This is a genomic window from Streptomyces sp. AK08-02 (genome assembly GCF_033795085.1).
In the GTDB taxonomy this organism is placed as follows: Bacteria; Actinomycetota; Actinomycetes; order Streptomycetales; family Streptomycetaceae; genus Streptomyces; species Streptomyces echiniscabiei.
In genome coordinates, this window is record NZ_JARAZV010000003.1 from 192,978 (window position 1) to 210,067 (window position 17,090).

The window sequence follows — 17,090 nt, forward strand, 5'->3', positions numbered from 1 at the left end:
GGTGCGGTCGTACCGCTGTCCCGAGGAGGCGACGGCACGATGAGTACGCCGCTCTACCAACTCAAGGCCGAGTTCTTCAAGACCCTCGGGCATCCGGCCCGTATCCGCGTCCTGGAGCTGCTGAGCGAACGTGAGCACGCGGTCGCGGAGATGCTGCCCGAGGTGGGCATCGAGCCCGCGCATCTCTCACAGCAGTTGGCGGTGTTACGACGGGCCAACCTGGTCGTCACCCGCAAGGAGGGGTCGACCGTGTACTACTCGCTGACCAGCCCGTATGTGGCCGAACTGCTCCGGGTCGCGCGGATCATCCTGTCCGGCGTACTGACCGGACAGGCGGAACTGCTGGCGGACCTGCGGGCAGCCCAGGAGGAGGCCAGGGGAACGGCGAAACCGCCGTCCTGACGGCCCGACAGCCTCCGCCCGGCCCCGCCGCATCGGCCCGCCATCGGCCTGCCCGGCGCCGGAACGGGACCAGGGCTCGGGGCCCCGGGCCTCGCACCGACCAAGGAAACCGAACCCCGTTTGTCGTCAACGGAGTTGCCCGGCGAAGGCCTCGTACGCCTGATCGTCGAAGAGGACGAACCGCACCTCCTCGACCGCGGTCTCCGTGGCCCGTACGGTCTCCACCGCGATACGCGCGGCGTCGTCCATCGGCCCGCCGAAGATGCCGGCGGAAACCGCCGGGAACGCCACTGTGCGAGCGCCGAGTTCGTCGGCAACGCCCAGCGACTCCCGGTAGCACGAGGCCAGCAGCGCCGACCGGTCCTCCTCGGGGAGGAATCGGGGCCCCACCGTGTGGATCACCCAGCGTGCGTCCAGCTCTCCCGCGGTCGTGGCGACCGCTCGGCCGACGGACAGGCCCTTGCCGATGGGGGTCCCCCCGCTCGAGCGAAGCCGAGAGTGGGGGAGGGCGGCGCGCAGGGCTCGGCAGGCGGCGAGGATCTCGGGGCCGCCTCTGCGGTGGATCGCTCCGTCGACGCCTCCCCCACCCAGGAGGGACGAGTTCGCCGCGTTGACGATCGCGTCGGCACTCTGTCGGGTGATGTCGCCCTTGACAAGCGTGATGGCGGTCATGACTGTCTCAGCCTTCTCCAGACGGCCTTCGCCGCGTTGTGTCCCGACATACCGTGGACGCCGGGGCCCGGCGGGGTGGCCGAGGAGCAGATGAAGACGGCCGGGTGCGGGGTGGCGTACGGGAACAGGGAGAGCTTGGGCCTCAGCATGAGCTGGAGGCCGCTGGCCGCGCCGGACCCGATGTCGCCGCCGACGTAGTTGGCGTTGCGGGCCGCGAGTTGGGGCGGGCCTGCGGTGGCACGGGCGAGGATCCGGTCGCGGAACCCGGGGGCGAACCGCTCCAGTTGGCGCTCCATGGCGTCGGTGAGGTCGCCCGTCCAGCCGTTCGGGACGTGTCCGTAGGCCCAGAAGACCTGCTTGCCCTCGGGGGCCCTGGAGGGGTCGACGACGCTCGGCTGGACGGTGATCAGGAACGGGGTGTCGGGGGCCCGGTTCTCGCGGGAGGCGGCGCGCAGAGCGGTGTCGATCTCGGCCCTGCCGGAGGCGACCTGCACGGTGGTCGCTCTGCGGGCCTCCGGCGCCGTCCAGGGCACGGGACCGTCCAGCGCGTAGTCGATCTTGAAGACGCCCGCGCCGTAGCGGAAGCGGTCGTAGTACCCGCCGAAGCCCGCGATACGGGCCAGCGCGGTGGGTGAGGTGTCGAAGACGTACGCACGCGCGGGTGGCAGATCGTCCAGCCGCTTGACCTCGTAGTCGGTGTGGACGGTGCCGCCGAGGTCCACCAGATACGCGGTGAGCGCGTCGGAGATCGCCTGGGAACCACCTCTGGCGACCGGCCAGCCGCGGGCGTGTGCCGCCAGGGCGAAGACCAGGCCCACGGCGCCGGTGGCGACCCCGCCCAGCGGAGCCATGACGTGTCCGACGAGGCCTGCGAACAGGGCTTTCGCCCGCTCGTCGCGGAATCGGCGCATCAGCCAGGTCGAGGGCGGCAGGCCGACCAGACCGAAGCGGGCGAGCGTGACCGGGTCGCGGGGCAGTGAGGTCAGGGGCAGGGACATGAAGTCGTGGGCCAGCGTGTCCCACCGGCTGAGGAACGGCTCGACCAGCCTGCGGTACGCGCCCGCGTCACGCGGCCCGAAGGAGGCGGCCGTCTCGGCCACCGAACGGGCCAGCACCGCGGCCGTGCCGTCCGCGAAGGGGTGCGCCATGGGCAGGTCGGCGTGCAGCCACTCCAGCCCGTACCTCGCCAGCGGCATCGCCCTGAACGCCGGGGAGTTGACGCCGAGGGGATGCGCCGCGGAGCACGGGTCGTGCCGGAAGCCCGGCAGCGTCAGCTCCTCCGTCCGGGCACCACCGCCCACGGTGTCGCGGGCCTCGAAGACCGCGACGGAGAAGCCTCGCCGGGCCAGCTCCACGGCAGCAGTCAGCCCGTTGGGCCCCGCCCCCACCACCACCGCATCGAGCATCGACGGCACCTTCGGACTCCTTTGTCAGCCGACGGCCACTTCAGATCAGGATATGCCGGGACACCGACAGTGCCCGGCGCGGGTAACCTCGGCCGGATGACGCGCCGTTTCCGCATCCAATCGCCCGGCGAGGACGCCGACGACACCGCCTGGTTCTGGTTCGAGGTCGAGGACGACGGCTGGGTGCTTCGGCAGGCGGTGTTCGAGGCAGCACTGGAGGTCCCGCGTTCCTGCGAGCCCCTCCAGAACGCCGACGGCACCGCCTCCGGCGGCGCCTCGATGGCCGCCTCGCAGGGCCAACTGGCCCTCGTGCGCGAACGGTTCGGACACCTGGGCGTCCAGCTCTACCAGACCGTGTACGGGGCGTTCACCGAAGGGGCCGTGGAGGTGCCGCCGGAGGCGGTGGACGTGACCGACTCGGAGTTCGAGCGGGCCTGGTCCACCGCCCTGCGGCATCGGCACCTGAGCCACTACGTCACCGGCCCGCTGCCGGAGGGCTCCCTGCTCACCGGCATGGTGTGCGCGCTGCCGTGGGGTCCGGGCCGGACGGGCCTCTTCGTCGACATCAACCTGCCGGTCGACGCCTTCGTGGACGCCGCCTGGCTGCCCTTCGACCCCGCGGACTGGCCGGCGGTGGGCACGGTGGCCGAGTTCGAGGTCGCCACCCTGCGCTTCAGCTCGGCCCGCCCGCAGATCAGGCTGCGCCCGACAGCAGTTCCACCACCCGGCGAGCCGTGGCCGCGTCACGCGACGCGGTGAACGGCAGCGCGTTGCCGCCGGTTATCCGGAACGGCTCCCCCGCGCGCGTCAGGTGGACGCCGCCGGCCTCCTCGACGAGGAGGATGCCTGCGGCGTGGTCCCAGGCGGCCTCCCAGGAGAACGCCGTGGCATCCAGTTCACCGCGGGCGATGGCCAGGTACTCCAGGCCCGCCGCCCCGCAGGCGCGCGGCTGGACGCCGTCCGCCCACAGGCCGAGCAGCGCACGCTTCTGCTCGTCCGTCGTGTAGTCCGGGTGGGAGGTGGCGACCCGGAGGTCGCGGTCGGGCTCGGGCGACCCCGAGTGCAGGGGGACGCCGTCGAGGAAGGCGCCCCGGCCTCGGATCGCCGTGGCGAGCTGGTCGCGGGCCGCGGCGAAGGTCCACGACGCGCGGACGACCCCGTGGTGGGCGAGCGCGACGAGCGTGCAGAAGCCGGGGTCGCCGTGGACGAACTGCCGGGTGCCGTCCACCGGGTCGACGATCCAGACCGGCGCGTCGCCCTGTATCGCCTCGTACGAGGCGGGGTTCGCGTGCACCGCCTCCTCGCCGACGACGACGGAGCCGGGCAGCAGCTTGGGCAGCACCTCGGTCAGATACAGTTCGGCCTTGCGGTCGGCGTCCGTCACCAGGTCGTGCGGGCCGCTCTTCTGGTCGACCTCGTGGGCGGCGAGCTGACGGAAGCGCGGCATGATCTCCGCGGCCGCCGCCTCGCGGACCGCTTCTTCGACGTCGGACGCGTGCCGGGCGAGAAACTCTTCGATGGTTTCGTTGTCTTCGATCATGTCTCCATGAGAGCACGCGCCACTGACAATCCCCGCCGGGCCGGTGAACATGGGATGGAATCCGCCTGAAGACCAGGATTCGGACATCGGCCCGGATGTCGCGGACGTCTCAGCGCCCGACCGCGTAGCCCTGCATCCCCCGCGGATTCGCCGCCGCCGACAGGACGCCCGTCCCGGGGTCCCGGGCGACCGCGCACAGCCGGCCCTCCGACCAGTCGTCGCCGATCGTCACGTCGTGCCCCCGGCGACGCAGCTCCTCGATCACGTCGTCCGGCATGCGGGCCTCCACGGTGACACTGCCCGGGCGGGTGCCACGCGGGTGAAAGGAGCCCGGGAAGCTGTCGTTGTGCCAGTTCGGGGCGTCGATCGCACCCTGGAGGTCCAGGCCGCCCCGCACCCTGCCGCCCAGGGCGACCGCGAGGAAGAAGTGCAGCTGCCACTGGTCCTGCTGGTCCCCGCCCGGCGTACCGAACGCCAGTACCGGCACCCCGTCGCGCAGGGCGACGGAGGGCGTGAGGGTGGTCCGGGGGCGGCGGCCCGCGGTGAGGGAATTGGGCAGGCCCTCCTCCAGCCAGGTCATCTGGAGCCGGGTGCCGAGCGGGAAGCCCAGTTCGGGTACGACGGGGTTGGACTGGAGCCAGCCGCCGCTGGGTGTGGCCGCGACCATGTTGCCCCAGCGGTCGACGACGTCGAGGTGGCAGGTGTCGCCCCGGGTGGAACCGTCGGCGGCGATCTCGGGCTCACCGGGCACGGGTGAGGTGGGGAACTTGGCGACGGTCGGCTCCCCGGCCCCCGGAGCTCCGGTCCCGGGCTCGTCCGTGACCGGCACACGCGCGCGTGCGCACAGTCGCGGAGTACGCCCTCCGGGGCTCCCGGGCCTGAGCTCGTACGAGGCCGCACGACCGACGAGGGTCCGCCGGTCGGCGTTGTACGCGTCGGACAGCAGGTCGTCGAGCGGTACGTCGGCTCCACCGGACGCGTCCCCGTACCAGGCCTCCCGGTCCGCCATGGCGAGCTTGCAGCCCTCGATCAGCAGATGGACGTAGTCGGCGGAACCGTACCGGGGGATCTCGGCCGGCTCGGGCGGGAGCAGCGCGAGCTGCTGGAGAAGGACCGGGCCCTGGCTCCAGGGGCCGGCCTTGCACAGGGTCCAGCCGTGCCAGTCGTAGGTCACCGGTGCCTCGTAGGAGGCGGACCAGGAGGCGAGGTCGGCGGCTGTCAGGGTGCCGGTGTGGTGCCTGCCGCTGGTGTCGAGGGTGGGCCGCGCGGACTGACGTACGAGCGCCTCGGCGATGAAGCCGCTGCGCCACACCTCTCGTGCCGCCTCGATCTGGGCGACGCGGTCCCCCGCCCCTGCGACCTCGGCGAGCAGTCGCTTCCAGGTGGCGGCCAAGGCGGGATTGCGGAACAGCTCGCCCGGCCGGGGCGACCGGCCGCCGGGCAGGTAGACGTCCGCCGACGAGGTCCACTCCGTCTCGAAGAGTTCTCGTACGGTCTCGACGGTCGCGCCGACGGCCTCCACGGGCGCGTGCCCGTCCTCGGCGTAGCCGATGGCGTACGCGAGGACGTCGGCGAGCGGCTTGGTGCCGTGGTCGCGGAGCAGCAGCATCCAGGCGTCGAAGGCGCCGGGCACGGCGGCGGCGAGGGGGCCGGTGCCGGGCACGAGGTCGAGCCCCAGTCCCCGGTAGTGCGTGACGGTGGCCCCGGCCGGCGCCACGCCCTGCCCGCACAGCACCCGCACCTCGCCGCCGGCCGGCGCGACGATGATCGGCACCTCACCACCGGGCCCGTTCAGGTGCGGTTCGACGACGTGCAGGACGAAGCCGGCGGCCACGGCGGCGTCGTAGGCGTTGCCGCCGTTCTCCAGGACGGCCATCGCCGACTGGGAGGCCAGCCAGTGTGTGGAGGACACCATGCCGAAGGTGCCCTGGAGCGTGGGTCGGGTGGTGAACACGGCGGCTCCTTCACTACGGCACACGATCCGATGATCGTACGTACTCCACTTCCACCTCCACCTCCACGCTCCGCAGCGCATGCACCGCCTACGGCCGACGCCGTCCCGCAGTCAGCAGATGGCCACTCGCGCCGAGCAGCGTCGGTTCGGACTCGATGCGGCGGGTCGCGGACATGACGGCCTCGCGGCGCTCCGGATCGTCCAGCCACTCCTCGACGCCGCCCATGAGCCAGGCGAGGCCCTCCAGCCCGAACTGGCCTTCCGGTACGAGTCCCGCCTCCTCGAACTCGGCCGGTACCTCGGTCGGTTCGGCGAGGTAGGCGGTGGTGAACGTGCCGTGATCCGTGCCGTGCCGGCCGTGCGTGCTGACCTCGTCGGTGCGGGCCCGGTGCGCCGGATCGAAGTAGAGCTCCTGCCTCAGCAGGCCGTGCAGCGCGGTATGGCGGTTGATGGTGGCCGCGACGACCAGTCCCCCGGGCCGGACGACCCGCAGCGCCTCCCCCAACGCCGTTACCCGGTCAGACCGTTCGGGCAGGTGGTAGAGCGGACCCAGCAGCAGCACGACGTCGTACGAGGCGTCGTCCGCGGGCAGCGCACGGGCGTCCCCGAGCCTGGCCGAGACACCGGGCAACCGCCCCGCCTGATCCACATGCAGCGGCACGGGATCGACGAGCTCCACCTCGTACCCGTCCCGCGCCAGCCATTCCGCGTGTACTCCGCTGCCTCCGCCGACGTCCAGCAGACGCCCGGGCGCCGCGGGCAGCAGCCGCCGGAGCACGTCCTGGGTCCGCCAGAACTCCAGCCGGCCGGACCCCTGCCGGATACGGACGTCTTCCTTGCCGCGTGCGTAGTAGTCGAGGATCTCCTCGCGCACGGCTGGGAGTTCGGGGGACGCGTTCTCAGTGACGGCCGATGAGGAGGACATACGGCAAGGCTGCGTACGGGGCCGGAGCGACGCAAGCGCTTAACTGCACCCAGGACCAGTTGGGCCATATCCGCTTCGATGATACTTTTGCCGGAATTGATCCTGTTGGATGTGAACTGCGCGCTATCAGCGACGATTTGCGCATTCCGACGGACAGTACGGGCGGCCGACCGTGCAAGACGGTCATCGCACAGCCACGGAGCGAGTTCGTACTTCCGCCCCACAGACAGTCATGTGACACTGGCGTCCCGTCCGGAGTGCGGACCCCCCTCCGCACCGACCCCCACGAGAAGTGCGCCTTGAGCCTTCCCCTGCCGCTCGCACTCACCACCCGCCTGGCACCGGTCGCCGTGCTCGCCACGGCCGGCTGGGCGCTGTCCTCGGGCCCGCTCGCCCCGGCGCCGGCCGCCGACACCCATGACTCGGCCACCAAGGGCGCCTCCGCGTCGCCCACCGCGCCCTCGACCTCGGCGGCGACGAAGACGTTCACCGCCGCGCCCGCACCCTGCTCGGCCGTGAAACCTGGCACGGTCAAGTCCCTTGTCCCGGGCGCCAAGGCGGCCGGCAAGGAGATCCCGTCGACGGACGCCGCGGCGCGCCGCACCTGTTCCTGGAACGCGCTCAAGGAGTACGACTACCGCTGGCTCGACGTGTCGTTCGAGCTGTCCGACACGGACGCGGCGGCGGAGAAGACGTACAAGGAGCGCCTGACGGAGAAGAGCGGCGGCGGAGTCGTGCCGGGGCTCGGTGACGCCGCCTATTCCGTCGTGAACCTGACCACCGAGGACAAGCAGCAGACCCGCGAGGGTGTGGTCCTGGTCCGCGCGTCGAACGCGCTGGTGGTGATCACGTACAACGGCAGTGACTTCGAGTCGAAGAAGGCACCCAGCACGGATGTGATCAACAAGGGCGCCATCAAGGCCGCCCGCGACGCGGTGGCAGCGCTGGAGGGCACCCGGTAGACCGGCTGCCCTCCGTCGCACGTCAGGTCGTCACGTCGTCACGTCACGGGGTCAGGCCTTCGCCTCCTCCCGCACCCCGGGCTCCGCCCCGGTCCTGCCCTGGCCGGTCGCCAGCATCAGCACCAGGTAGAGCACCATCGAGGTGCCCAGGCCCACGGCCCAGCCGTAGTCGGCGAGTGAGGACAGGGCGGGGATGGGCCGTCCGTCGATCAGCGGCGCGAAGTTGGCGCCGCCCACGGCCAGCACACCGCCGACCAGGAACGCGACGACCGCTCGCCAGTTCCAGCCGTTGTCGTACCAGTACCGTCCGCCCGCGCGGTACAGGTCGGCGAGGTCGAGCTTGCCGCGGCGCAGGATCCAGTAGTCGGCGATGAGGATGCCGGCAACCGTGCCCAGGAGACCGCCGACCAGGCCGAGCCAGGTGAAGATGTAGCCCTGCGGGTCGGAGTACAGCTTCCACGGGAAGATCAGTACGCCGAGTACGCAGGTGGCGAGCGCACCGGCCCGGAAGCTGATCTTCCGGGGCGCGATGTTGGAGAAGTCGAAGGCCGGGGAGACCAGGTTGGCCGCGACGTTCACGGAGAGGGTCGCCACCAGCACGGTGACCAGGGCGAACAGCAGCCCGAAGACGTTGTCGGTCTTCGCGGCGAGCTGGACCGGGTCCCAGATGGCCTTGCCGTAGACGGCCTGCGAGCCCGAGGTGACCATGACGGACAGGAACGCGAACAGCGTCATCGTGGTCGGCAGACCGAGCGCCTGCCCCCACGTCTGGGCCTTCTGGCTCTTCCCGTACCGGGTGAAGTCCGGGATGTTCAGGGACAGCGTGGACCAGAAGCCGATCATGCCCATCAGTGCGGGCGCGAAGATCTTCCAGAAGTCCGCGCCGTAGCCCAGCTTGGAGGGCTGGTCGAGCAGCGGGCCGAAGCCGCCGGCCTTGCTCGCCATCCACCACAGCATCACACCGGCGCCGAGGAGCACGAAGGGCGCGGCCCAGTTCTCGAACCGGCGGATGGTCTCCATGCCCCGGTAGATGATGGCGACCTGGATCGCCCAGAAGATGGCGAAGGACAGCCACATCGTCCAGGCGTACCCACCGATGTGCGAGGCGTTCGCCCAGCTGTCACCGATGAGCTTCCCGGCGAGGAAGTAGATCGCCTCGCCGCCGATCCACGTCTGGATGCCGAACCAGCCGCACGCCACCAACGCCCGTACGACAGCGGGCAGGTTGGCGCCGCGCACCCCGAAGGAGGCGCGGGCGAAGACCGGGAAGGGGATGCCGTACTTCGGCCCGGCGTGCCCGGTGAGCAGCATCGGAACCAGCACGATCACGTTCGCCAGCGCGATCGTGAGCACGGCCTGCTTCCAGTCCATGCCCACGGCGATCAGACCCGAAGCGAGGGTCCAGGAGGCCGTGTTGTGGGCCATGCCCACCCAGAGAGCCGAGAAGTTGTACGTGGTCCAGGTGCGCTTCTCGATCGGAACCGGCAGCAGGTCCTCGTTGGCGTACGGCCCGGTGGGAACGGGCGCGTCGGGGGAGATCTCCACCCGGCCGTCGGGGAGGGTGAGTTGGGAGGACGGCGGTATGGCCGTGGGAGCGGTGTCGGTCATGGGCAGGCCAATCAAAGAGGTGGGTCGGGAAAGGCCGTGCGGGTGGCGGCGCGTTGGGGGACGCGCACAGGACACCCGGGGGTGTCCTGACCCCCTCCCCGGCTACCTGAACGCCGGGGAGAGGGAGTTGGTGGGGACGTGCGGGAGGTAACACGGCGGCCGGTGCCGGTCGTCAGGCGTTGACGGCCGGGATCACCGTCGAGCCGTAGGCGTCGATGACGGCTTCCTGGGCGTCGTGCATGTCGTAGACGGCGAACTGGTCGACACCGAGCTCACGCAGCTTGTTGAGCTTCTCGATGTGCGCCTCGGGGGTGCCGATGAGGCAGAACCGGTCGACGATCTCGTCCGGCACGAACTGGGTGTCGGGGTTGTCGGCCCGTCCGTGGTGGGAGTAGTCGTAGCCCTCGCGGGCCTTGATGTAGTCGGTGAGTTCCTCGGGTACGGCGGCGGAGTGTTCGCCGTACTTCGACACCAGGTCGGCGACGTGGTTGCCGACCATCCCGCCGAACCAGCGGCACTGGTCGCGGGCGTGGGCGAGCGCCTCGGGCGAGTCGTCCTCGGTGATGTACGCGGGGGCGGCGACGCAGATCTTCACCTCGGACGGATCACGTCCGGCGGCGACGGCCGCGTCCTTGACGGCCTTGACCATGTATTCGGTCAGATAGAGGTCGGCGAGCTGCAGGATGAACCCGTCGGCCTCCTCGCCGGTCATCTTGAGCGCCTTGGGGCCGTACGCGGCCATCCAGACGGGGAGTTCGGCGCCCGGCTTCACCCACGGGAACCTGACCACCGCACCACCGAGGTCGGCCTCCTCGCCCCGGCCCAGCGAGCGGATGACCTTCATCGCGCCGCTGATCCGGGCCAGCGTGTTGGGGGTCCGGCCGGCGACGCGCATCGCGGAGTCGCCTCGACCGATCCCACAGACCGTGCGGTTGCCGAACATGTCGTTGAGGGTGGCGAAGGTGGAGGCGGTGACCTCCCAGGTGCGGGTGCCCGGGTTGGTGACCATCGGGCCGACCGTCAACTTCTCGGTGCTGGAGAGGATCTGACTGTAGATCACGAACGGTTCCTGCCACAGCACGGCGGAGTCGAAGGTCCAGCCGTACGTGAAGCCGTTGCCCTCGGCGCGCTGCATCAGCTCGATGACACGCGAGGCCGGCGGGTCGGTCTGCAGGACGAGGCCGAAGTCCATTAGCGCTGCTCCTAGTTCAGATCAGGTACTGACAGGTGGAGCGGGGGGTGTAGACGCCGTGACCCGCGCGTCCGGTGAACTCCCGCTCGGTGATGACGAGTTCGCCGCGCGAGAGGACGGTCTCGACGCGGCCGGTGAGCCGCTTGCCCTCGTACGCCGAGTAGTCGACGTTCATGTGGTGCGTCTCGGCGGAGACGATCTGCTCGGCGTGCGGGTCGTAGATGACGACGTCGGCGTCGGCGCCCGGGGCGATGGTGCCCTTCTTCGGGTAGAGGCCGAACATCCGGGCCGGGGTGGCGCAGGCGATCTCGATCCAGCGGCGGCGGCTGATGTGCCCGTCGACGACGCCCTGGTGGAGGAGGTCCATGCGGTTCTCGACGCCCGGGAGCCCGTTGGGGATCTTCGAGAAGTCGCCGCGGCCCAGTTCCTTCTGACCCTCGAAGCAGAACGGACAGTGGTCCGTGGAAACGACTTGGAGGTCGTTTGTCCTGAGGCCCCGCCACAGGGCGGCCTGGTGGTCCTTGGGCCGCAGCGGCGTGCTGCACACGTATTTCGCGCCCTCGAAGTCGGGCTCGGCGAGGTTGTCGGTCGACAGGAACAGGTACTGCGGGCAGGTCTCGCCGAAGACGTTGAGCCCCTCGTCGCGCGCCCGTGACAGCTCGGCGACTGCCTCCTGCGCCGAGACGTGGACGACGTAGAGGGGTGCGCCGGCGACCTGGGCGAGCTTGATGGCGCGGTGCGTGGCCTCGGCTTCGAGGAGGGCCTTGCGGACCTCCCCGTGGTAGCGGGGGTCGGTCTCGCCCCGGGCGAGCGCCTGTTCGACGAGGACGTCGATCGCGATGCCGTTCTCGGCGTGCATCATGATCAGGCCGCCGTTCTCGGCGGAGCGCTGCATGGCGCGCAGGATCTGGCCGTCGTCGCTGTAGAAGACGCCCGGGTAGGCCATGAACTGCTTGAAGGAGGTGACGCCCTCCTCGACCAGCAGGTCCATCTCCTTGAGCGTGTCCTGGTTCACGTCGGAGACGATCATGTGGAAGCCGTAGTCGATGGCGCAGTTGCCGTCGGCCTTGGCGTTCCAGGTGTCGAGTCCGTCGCGCAGCGACTGGCCGACGCTCTGCACGGCGAAGTCGATGATCGTGGTCGTACCGCCCCAGGCGGCGGCCCGCGTGCCGGTCTCGAAGGTGTCCGAGGCGGCCGTACCGCCGAACGGCAGTTCCATGTGGGTGTGCGCGTCGACACCGCCGGGGATGACGTACTTTCCGGTGGCGTCTATGGTCCGCTCGGCCGTCCACGACTCGGCGGTTGCGCTTCCGCTGGTGGCGAGGGCGGCGATGCGGCCGTCCTCGATGAGGACGTCCGCGTGGAGTTCGTCGGACGCGGTGATGACTAGTCCGCCTCGGATTACGGTACGGCCGGACATGGGTTCACGCTCCTCGGTTGTCTTCGAAGTACCGGTTGTGTGTGGCTGGTCGCGCCCCGCGGCGGAGCCGCAAATGGACGCTGCCCCGCGCCCCTAAAAGCGGGGCGCGGGTGTGAGCGTCTGCTTGTTACGGGGCCGTGAGCGGGCCGTACGCGTCCGGGCGGCGGTCGCGGAAGAACTGCCAGCGGTCGCGGACCTCGCGCATCTTGGCCAGGTCCAGGTCGCGGACGACGAGTTCGGTCTCCTTGTCGCTCGCCACCTCGCCGACGAACTGGGCCTCCGGGTCCACGAAGTACGAGGTCCCGTAGAAGTCGTTGTCGCCCAGTTCCTCGACGCCGACCCGGTTGATCGCGCCGACGAAGTACTCGTTGGCGACGGCCGCCGCCGGCTGCTCCAGCTGCCACAGGTAGGAGGACAGTCCGCGTGAGGTGGCCGACGGGTTGAAGACGATCTCGGCGCCTTCGAGGCCCAGCGCACGCCAGCCCTCCGGGAAGTGCCGGTCGTAGCAGATGTAGACGCCGATCCTGCCCACGGCCGTCTCGAAGACGGGCCAGCCGGCGTTGCCCGGGCGGAAGTAGAACTTCTCCCAGAAGCCGTTGACCTGCGGGATGTGGTGCTTGCGGTACTTGCCCAGGTACGAGCCGTCCGCGTCGATCACCGCGGCCGTGTTGTAGAGGACGCCGGGCTGCTCCTCCTCGTACATCGGCAGGACGAGGACGATGCCCAGTTCCTTGGCGAGCGCCTGGAAGCGCTTGACGATCGGGCCGTTCGGAATCTGCTCGGCGTACTCGTAGAACGCCTTGTCCTGCACCTGGCAGAAGTAGGGGCCGTAGAACAGCTCCTGGAAGCACATGACTTGAGCACCCTGCGCCGCGGCGTCGCGGACCGCCTGCTCGTGGACCTGGATCATCGACTCCTTGTCGCCCGTCCAGGCAGTCTGGAAAATGGCGGCGCGAATCACCCTGCTCATCGGGACCTCCGGTCACTCGGTGTACGGCGAGCCTAGGAAGCCCGGAGATCGGGTTTGAGTTGCACGGTGTCACGCCTGCGGGCGTTCGGCGTTCCACGGTGTCACCCTGATTTCGGCCCATGTTTCACCACTGTTTTCCCGGGTCCTGTGATGTTTCGGAGCGGTAAGACGGCGCATCGGAGAGCGCGGTCATCGGCCTTGCTGAGCGTCGTGCGCGAGGAGCGCTATATGCACGGAGGCGGCCTGCTCGAAGTCGTCGAGATCGAGCCCGAGCCGCGTCTCTATCGCCTCAAGGCGTCGGTAGAGCGCGGGCCGCGAGACATGATGGAGTTGCGCGGTACGTGACTTGTTGCGCCCGGTCGCGAGATAGGTCCGGAGCACGGGCAGCAGCTCGGACTCGCCCTCGGCCCCGCACAGCAGTCCGTCGAGCTCCCGCTCCGCGAACGCCTGTACGTGCGGATCGTCCCGCAGCAGCCGGACCAGCCCGCGCAACCGTACGTCCCTCAGGTACACCAGCACCGGCAGGTCCTGCCCCGCCGGGGTGTCCGCGACGGCCGCGGCGACATGCAGCGCCTCGCGCAGTCCGGTGGGCACGTCGTCCCAGCCGGCGAGCGCGTCGGCGGCGGCCACGACGGTCCTGCCCCCGCCGGTCTCGGTGCGCAGCCGGAGCGCGAAGTGTGCGGCCAGCGCCTTGGCGTCCTGGTCCCGGGCGAGGCTCAGCAGGACGGCGGTGGCGTCGTCGGCCAGCTCGGCAACCAGCCCCGGCAGCCCCAACAGCCGCAGTACGCGGTCGAGTTCGGCGGGGTCACCGTCCCGTACGACGAGCGGCACGAAGGTCCGCCGGTTGACGGGCAGTCCGGCGGCCCGCGCGCGCGGCAGCAGCTGCCGAGCCGGTACGACGCCGCTCACCAGGTCCGTCAGCAGGCTCTGGGCGGACTGCTCCTCCCAGGTGTGGACGGAGCCCCCGAGCATGCGGTGCAGGACGAGAGCCTCGGCGGCCCGGTCGGCGAGGAGCCGTCCGGTGGCGGCGTCACCCCGGTAGCCGCAGAGCACGATCCGCCCCCAGCGTTCCCCGCGCCCGCCCAGTTCGGCCCGGATCCAGCCGTCGCCCTCGCTGCCGCCGGCCTGCCGGGAGATGCGCTCCCAGTCGCGCAGCACGTCGTCCACGGCCGACCGCTCCCCCGCCGTGGCGAGGACCCGATGGGCGAGGTTGGTGACGACGACGGGACAGGCGCTGTGCGAAGCGACCTCGTCCAGCAGCGGCTGCAGCGGGGCGCCTGAGGTGATGAGCCCCGTGAGAGCGGTCCGCACCGTCTCGGACAGGCTCACGGCGGCGAACTTCCGCCGCACGAGCCGGGACTGGACCTCCTCCGTCAACTCCGCGAAGGGGAAGGGACGGTGGAGGACCACCATCGGCAGTCCGCAGCGCTCGGCCGCGCGCCGCATGACGTCCGGCGGTGCCGGAAAGGCCCGCCCGAGCCCGAGGACGACGGCGGCGGCCTCCGCCCGGTGCAGCGACCGGATGTACTCGGCCTGGGCCTCCTCGTCCCCGGCGAGCAGCACCCCGGTCGTGAGGATCATCTCGCCGCCGCTCAGCATGACGCCGACGTCGGCGGCCTCGGCGACATGCACCCAGCGCACGGCCCGGTCGAGCTGGCCGGCGCCGGCCACCACCTCGGGCTCCCCGGCGAGCACCCGTTCCAGGCCGAGGACCTGACGGACCGACAGGGCGGGTTCCAAGGTGGTGGTCGTAAGCATGGGGCCGACTTTCTTGCGGTGGTCCTGCTGCGGTGTTACTGGACGCAGCTCCTCAGAGCACGTTCGAGGATCGCGGCGCCCTCCTCGGCCTCCGCGACGGTGAGGGACAGCGGCGGTGCGACACGCAGCGCGCTGGTGTTGTGGCCACCCCCCTTACCGAGGAGCAGCCCCTCCTCCCGGGCCGCTTCGAGCACGGCGGCGGCGGTCTCCGGGTCGGCAGTGTCGGTACCCGGCTTCACCAGCTCGACGCCGATCATCAGCCCGCGTCCACGGACCTCCCGTACGCCCGGAAGCTGTGCGGCGACGGCCCGCAGCCGTTCGACGAGGAGTCCGCCGACGCGACGGGCGTTGCCCTGGAGGTCGTGTTCCAAGAGGTACGTGAGGTTGGCGAGGCCGGCCGCCATGGTGATCTGGGTGCCGCCGAAGGTGGAGATGGAGTTGGAGTCGAGGCAGTTCATGATCTCGGCGCGGGCCACGACCCCGCCGATGGACATGCCGTTGCCGATGCCCTTGGCGAAGGTGAGGATGTCCGGCGGGCCGTTCTCCGCGTGTGCCTGCCAGCCCCAGAAGTGCTCGCCGGTGCGGCCCCAGCCGGTCTGCACCTCGTCGGCGATCCAGAGGATGCCGCGTTCCGCCAGCACCTCGCGGAAGGCCGCGTACAGCCCGTCGGGCGGCGAGGTGAAGCCGCCGACGCCCTGGATGGGCTCTGCGATCAGGGCAGCGGGTGGGCGGACGTGCCCGAGCAGGTCCTCCAGGTCGGCGACGCAGGCGGCGATGAAGTCGGCGTCGCTCAGCTCGGCGTACGGACCACGGGTGCGGACGCCGCCGTGGACGTACAGGGTCTGGAGCGGGGACAGGGAGGTCGGGGACCAGCCCTTGTTGCCGGTGATGCCGACCGTGCTGAAGGAACGGCCGTGGTAGCTGTTGCGCATCGCCAGGATCTGGTTGCTGCGCCGGTAGGAGGTGGCGAGGAGCAGCGCCGTGTCGTTGGCCTCCGTACCGGAGGTGGTGAAGAAGACGCGGGCGTCCGGGATGCCGGACAGTTCGGCGACGCGCTCGGCGAGTTCGACCATCGGCCGGTTGAGATACAGGGTGGACGAGTGGATGATCCGCCCGGCCTGTTCACTGACCGCCTTGGTGATCTCGGGGAGAGCGTGGGCGGTCATCGTGGTGAGGATGCCGCCGAAGAAGTCGAGGTACCGCTTCCCGTCCGCGTCCCACACGTACCGGCCCTCGCCGTGCGTGATCTCGATCGGATCCGCGTAGTAGAGGGCGAGCCAGTCCGGCAGAACCGCCTTGTGACGCCCGTACAGATCACCGCTCACGGCTGCACCAGCCCTTCGTACGCGTCCGGCCGCCGGTCCCGGTAGAAGGCCCACTGCTGCCGGACTTCCTCGATGAGATCGAAATCAAGATCCCGCACGACGAGTTCCTCGTCCTTGTCGCTCGCGACCTCGCCGACGAACTGGCCGCGCGGGTTCACGAAGTACGAGGTCCCGTAGAAGTCGTTGTCCCCGTACTCCTCCTGGCCGACCCGGTTGATCGCGGCGACGAAGTACTCGTTGGCGACGGCCGCCGCGGGCTGCTCCAGCTGCCACAGGTGGGAGGAGAGACCCCGGTGGGTCGCGGACGGGTTGTAGACGAGCTGAGCGCCGTTCAGACCGAGCTGACGCCAGCCCTCCGGGAAGTGCCGGTCGTAGCAGATGTACACGCCGACCTTCCCCACGGCCGTCTCGAAGACGGGCCAGCCGAGGTTGCCGGGTTTGAAGTAGTACTTCTCCCAGAAGCCCTTGACCTGCGGGATGTGGTGCTTGCGGTACTTGCCGAGGTAGGTCCCGTCGGCGTCGATCACGGCCGCGGTGTTGTAGTAGAACCCGGACTGCTCGACCTCGAACACGGGCACGACGATGACCATGCCGGTCTCGCGCGCCAGCTCCCGCATCCGGGTGACGGTCGGCCCGTCGGGGACGGGTTCGGCCCAGCGGTAGTGCTCCGGCTCCTGGACCTGGCAGAAGTAGGGCGCGTTGAAGACTTCCTGGAATCCGATGACCTTGGCGCCCTGCCGGGCGGCCTCACGGGCGTGCTCCACATGTTTGGCGACCATGGACTCGGTGTCGCCGGTCCAGGTGGCCTGGACCAGAGCGGCACGTACGACGTTGGCCATGACCTGCTCCTTCGGCTGGACGTCAGAGAGCCTCTACGCCCGTAGACAAGGTCACAAAGGTCGTAGGGGCTTGAAAGTAAGCCTCCGGAGAAGCCTTGCCAAGACCATCGTCGTTAA

15 protein-coding genes are annotated in these 17,090 nt (G+C 70.3%); 3 read left to right on the plus strand and 12 right to left on the minus strand.

Annotated elements, in window-relative coordinates; genetic code table 11:
* Positions 1-39: 39 nt before the first annotated feature.
* On the plus strand, positions 40-402 hold the full coding sequence (locus PV734_RS07240) for a metalloregulator ArsR/SmtB family transcription factor (protein ID WP_319094634.1): 363 nt from the start codon (positions 40-42) through the stop codon (positions 400-402).
* Positions 403-528: 126 nt separating this feature from the next.
* On the opposite strand, the gene PV734_RS07245 is transcribed toward PV734_RS07240, so the two are convergent.
* Together PV734_RS07245 and PV734_RS07250 are read right to left on the minus strand one after the other, a co-directional pair.
* Positions 529-1,074 carry an O-acetyl-ADP-ribose deacetylase gene (locus tag PV734_RS07245; protein WP_319288957.1) on the minus strand — a complete coding sequence of 182 codons (546 nt, stop codon included), beginning with the start codon at positions 1,072-1,074 and terminating at the stop codon, positions 529-531.
* Entirely contained in the window at positions 1,071-2,480 is a 1,410-nt protein-coding gene (locus tag PV734_RS07250) for an NAD(P)/FAD-dependent oxidoreductase (protein WP_319288958.1), read from the minus strand. Before PV734_RS07250 ends, PV734_RS07245 begins: the two co-directional genes overlap by 4 nt.
* A gap of 96 nt (positions 2,481-2,576) precedes the next feature.
* On the opposite strand from PV734_RS07250, the gene PV734_RS07255 reads away from it, so the two are divergent.
* The gene (locus tag PV734_RS07255) at positions 2,577-3,239 is read left to right on the plus strand and encodes a hypothetical protein (protein WP_319094631.1); all 663 of its coding nucleotides are present in this window, start codon (positions 2,577-2,579) and stop codon (positions 3,237-3,239) included.
* Here the strand turns inward: PV734_RS07255 and PV734_RS07260 are convergent.
* From PV734_RS07260 to PV734_RS07270, 3 genes are all read right to left on the minus strand, one after another.
* Positions 3,175-4,020, minus strand: coding sequence for an inositol monophosphatase family protein (locus PV734_RS07260; protein ID WP_319288959.1), 846 nt, complete (start codon positions 4,018-4,020; stop codon positions 3,175-3,177). The two genes, PV734_RS07255 and PV734_RS07260, sit on opposite strands and share 65 nt — an antisense overlap.
* Positions 4,021-4,129: 109 nt before the next feature.
* Entirely contained in the window at positions 4,130-5,974 is a 1,845-nt protein-coding gene (locus tag PV734_RS07265) for a gamma-glutamyltransferase family protein (protein ID WP_319288961.1), read from the minus strand.
* 88 nt (positions 5,975-6,062) lie between these two features.
* Positions 6,063-6,899, minus strand: a complete 837-nt coding sequence (locus PV734_RS07270) for a class I SAM-dependent methyltransferase (RefSeq protein ID WP_319094628.1) — start codon at positions 6,897-6,899, stop codon at positions 6,063-6,065.
* Between the two features lie 299 nt (positions 6,900-7,198).
* Here PV734_RS07270 and PV734_RS07275 point away from each other — a divergent pair, with 299 nt between their 5' ends.
* Positions 7,199-7,861 carry a hypothetical protein gene (locus PV734_RS07275; RefSeq protein ID WP_319094627.1) on the plus strand — a complete coding sequence of 221 codons (663 nt, stop codon included), beginning with the start codon at positions 7,199-7,201 and terminating at the stop codon, positions 7,859-7,861.
* 51 nt (positions 7,862-7,912) lie between these two features.
* On the opposite strand, the gene PV734_RS07280 is transcribed toward PV734_RS07275, so the two are convergent.
* The 7 genes from PV734_RS07280 to PV734_RS07310 all read right to left on the minus strand — a co-directional run bounded on the left by PV734_RS07280 (position 7,913) and on the right by PV734_RS07310 (position 16,973).
* Complete coding sequence (locus PV734_RS07280) at positions 7,913-9,469, minus strand: NCS1 family nucleobase:cation symporter-1 (protein ID WP_319094626.1); 1,557 nt, start codon at positions 9,467-9,469, stop codon at positions 7,913-7,915.
* Between the two features lie 172 nt (positions 9,470-9,641).
* Positions 9,642-10,661 (minus strand): TIGR03842 family LLM class F420-dependent oxidoreductase, encoded by a 1,020-nt coding sequence (locus tag PV734_RS07285; RefSeq protein ID WP_319094625.1) that lies wholly within the window; start codon positions 10,659-10,661, stop codon positions 9,642-9,644.
* Positions 10,662-10,677: 16 nt separating this feature from the next.
* Positions 10,678-12,081, minus strand: a complete 1,404-nt coding sequence (gene hydA, locus PV734_RS07290) for a dihydropyrimidinase (RefSeq protein ID WP_319288962.1) — start codon at positions 12,079-12,081, stop codon at positions 10,678-10,680.
* 127 nt (positions 12,082-12,208) lie between these two features.
* Entirely contained in the window at positions 12,209-13,051 is an 843-nt protein-coding gene (locus PV734_RS07295) for a nitrilase-related carbon-nitrogen hydrolase (RefSeq protein WP_319094623.1), read from the minus strand.
* 189 nt (positions 13,052-13,240) lie between these two features.
* Complete coding sequence (locus PV734_RS07300) at positions 13,241-14,809, minus strand: PucR family transcriptional regulator (RefSeq protein ID WP_319094622.1); 1,569 nt, start codon at positions 14,807-14,809, stop codon at positions 13,241-13,243.
* 35 nt (positions 14,810-14,844) lie between these two features.
* A complete protein-coding gene (locus PV734_RS07305; protein ID WP_319288963.1) occupies positions 14,845-16,134 on the minus strand; it encodes an aspartate aminotransferase family protein in 1,290 nt (429 codons plus the stop codon).
* Positions 16,131-16,973 carry a nitrilase-related carbon-nitrogen hydrolase gene (locus PV734_RS07310; RefSeq protein WP_319094620.1) on the minus strand — a complete coding sequence of 281 codons (843 nt, stop codon included), beginning with the start codon at positions 16,971-16,973 and terminating at the stop codon, positions 16,131-16,133. Before PV734_RS07310 ends, PV734_RS07305 begins: the two co-directional genes overlap by 4 nt.
* Positions 16,974-17,090 lie beyond the last annotated feature (117 nt).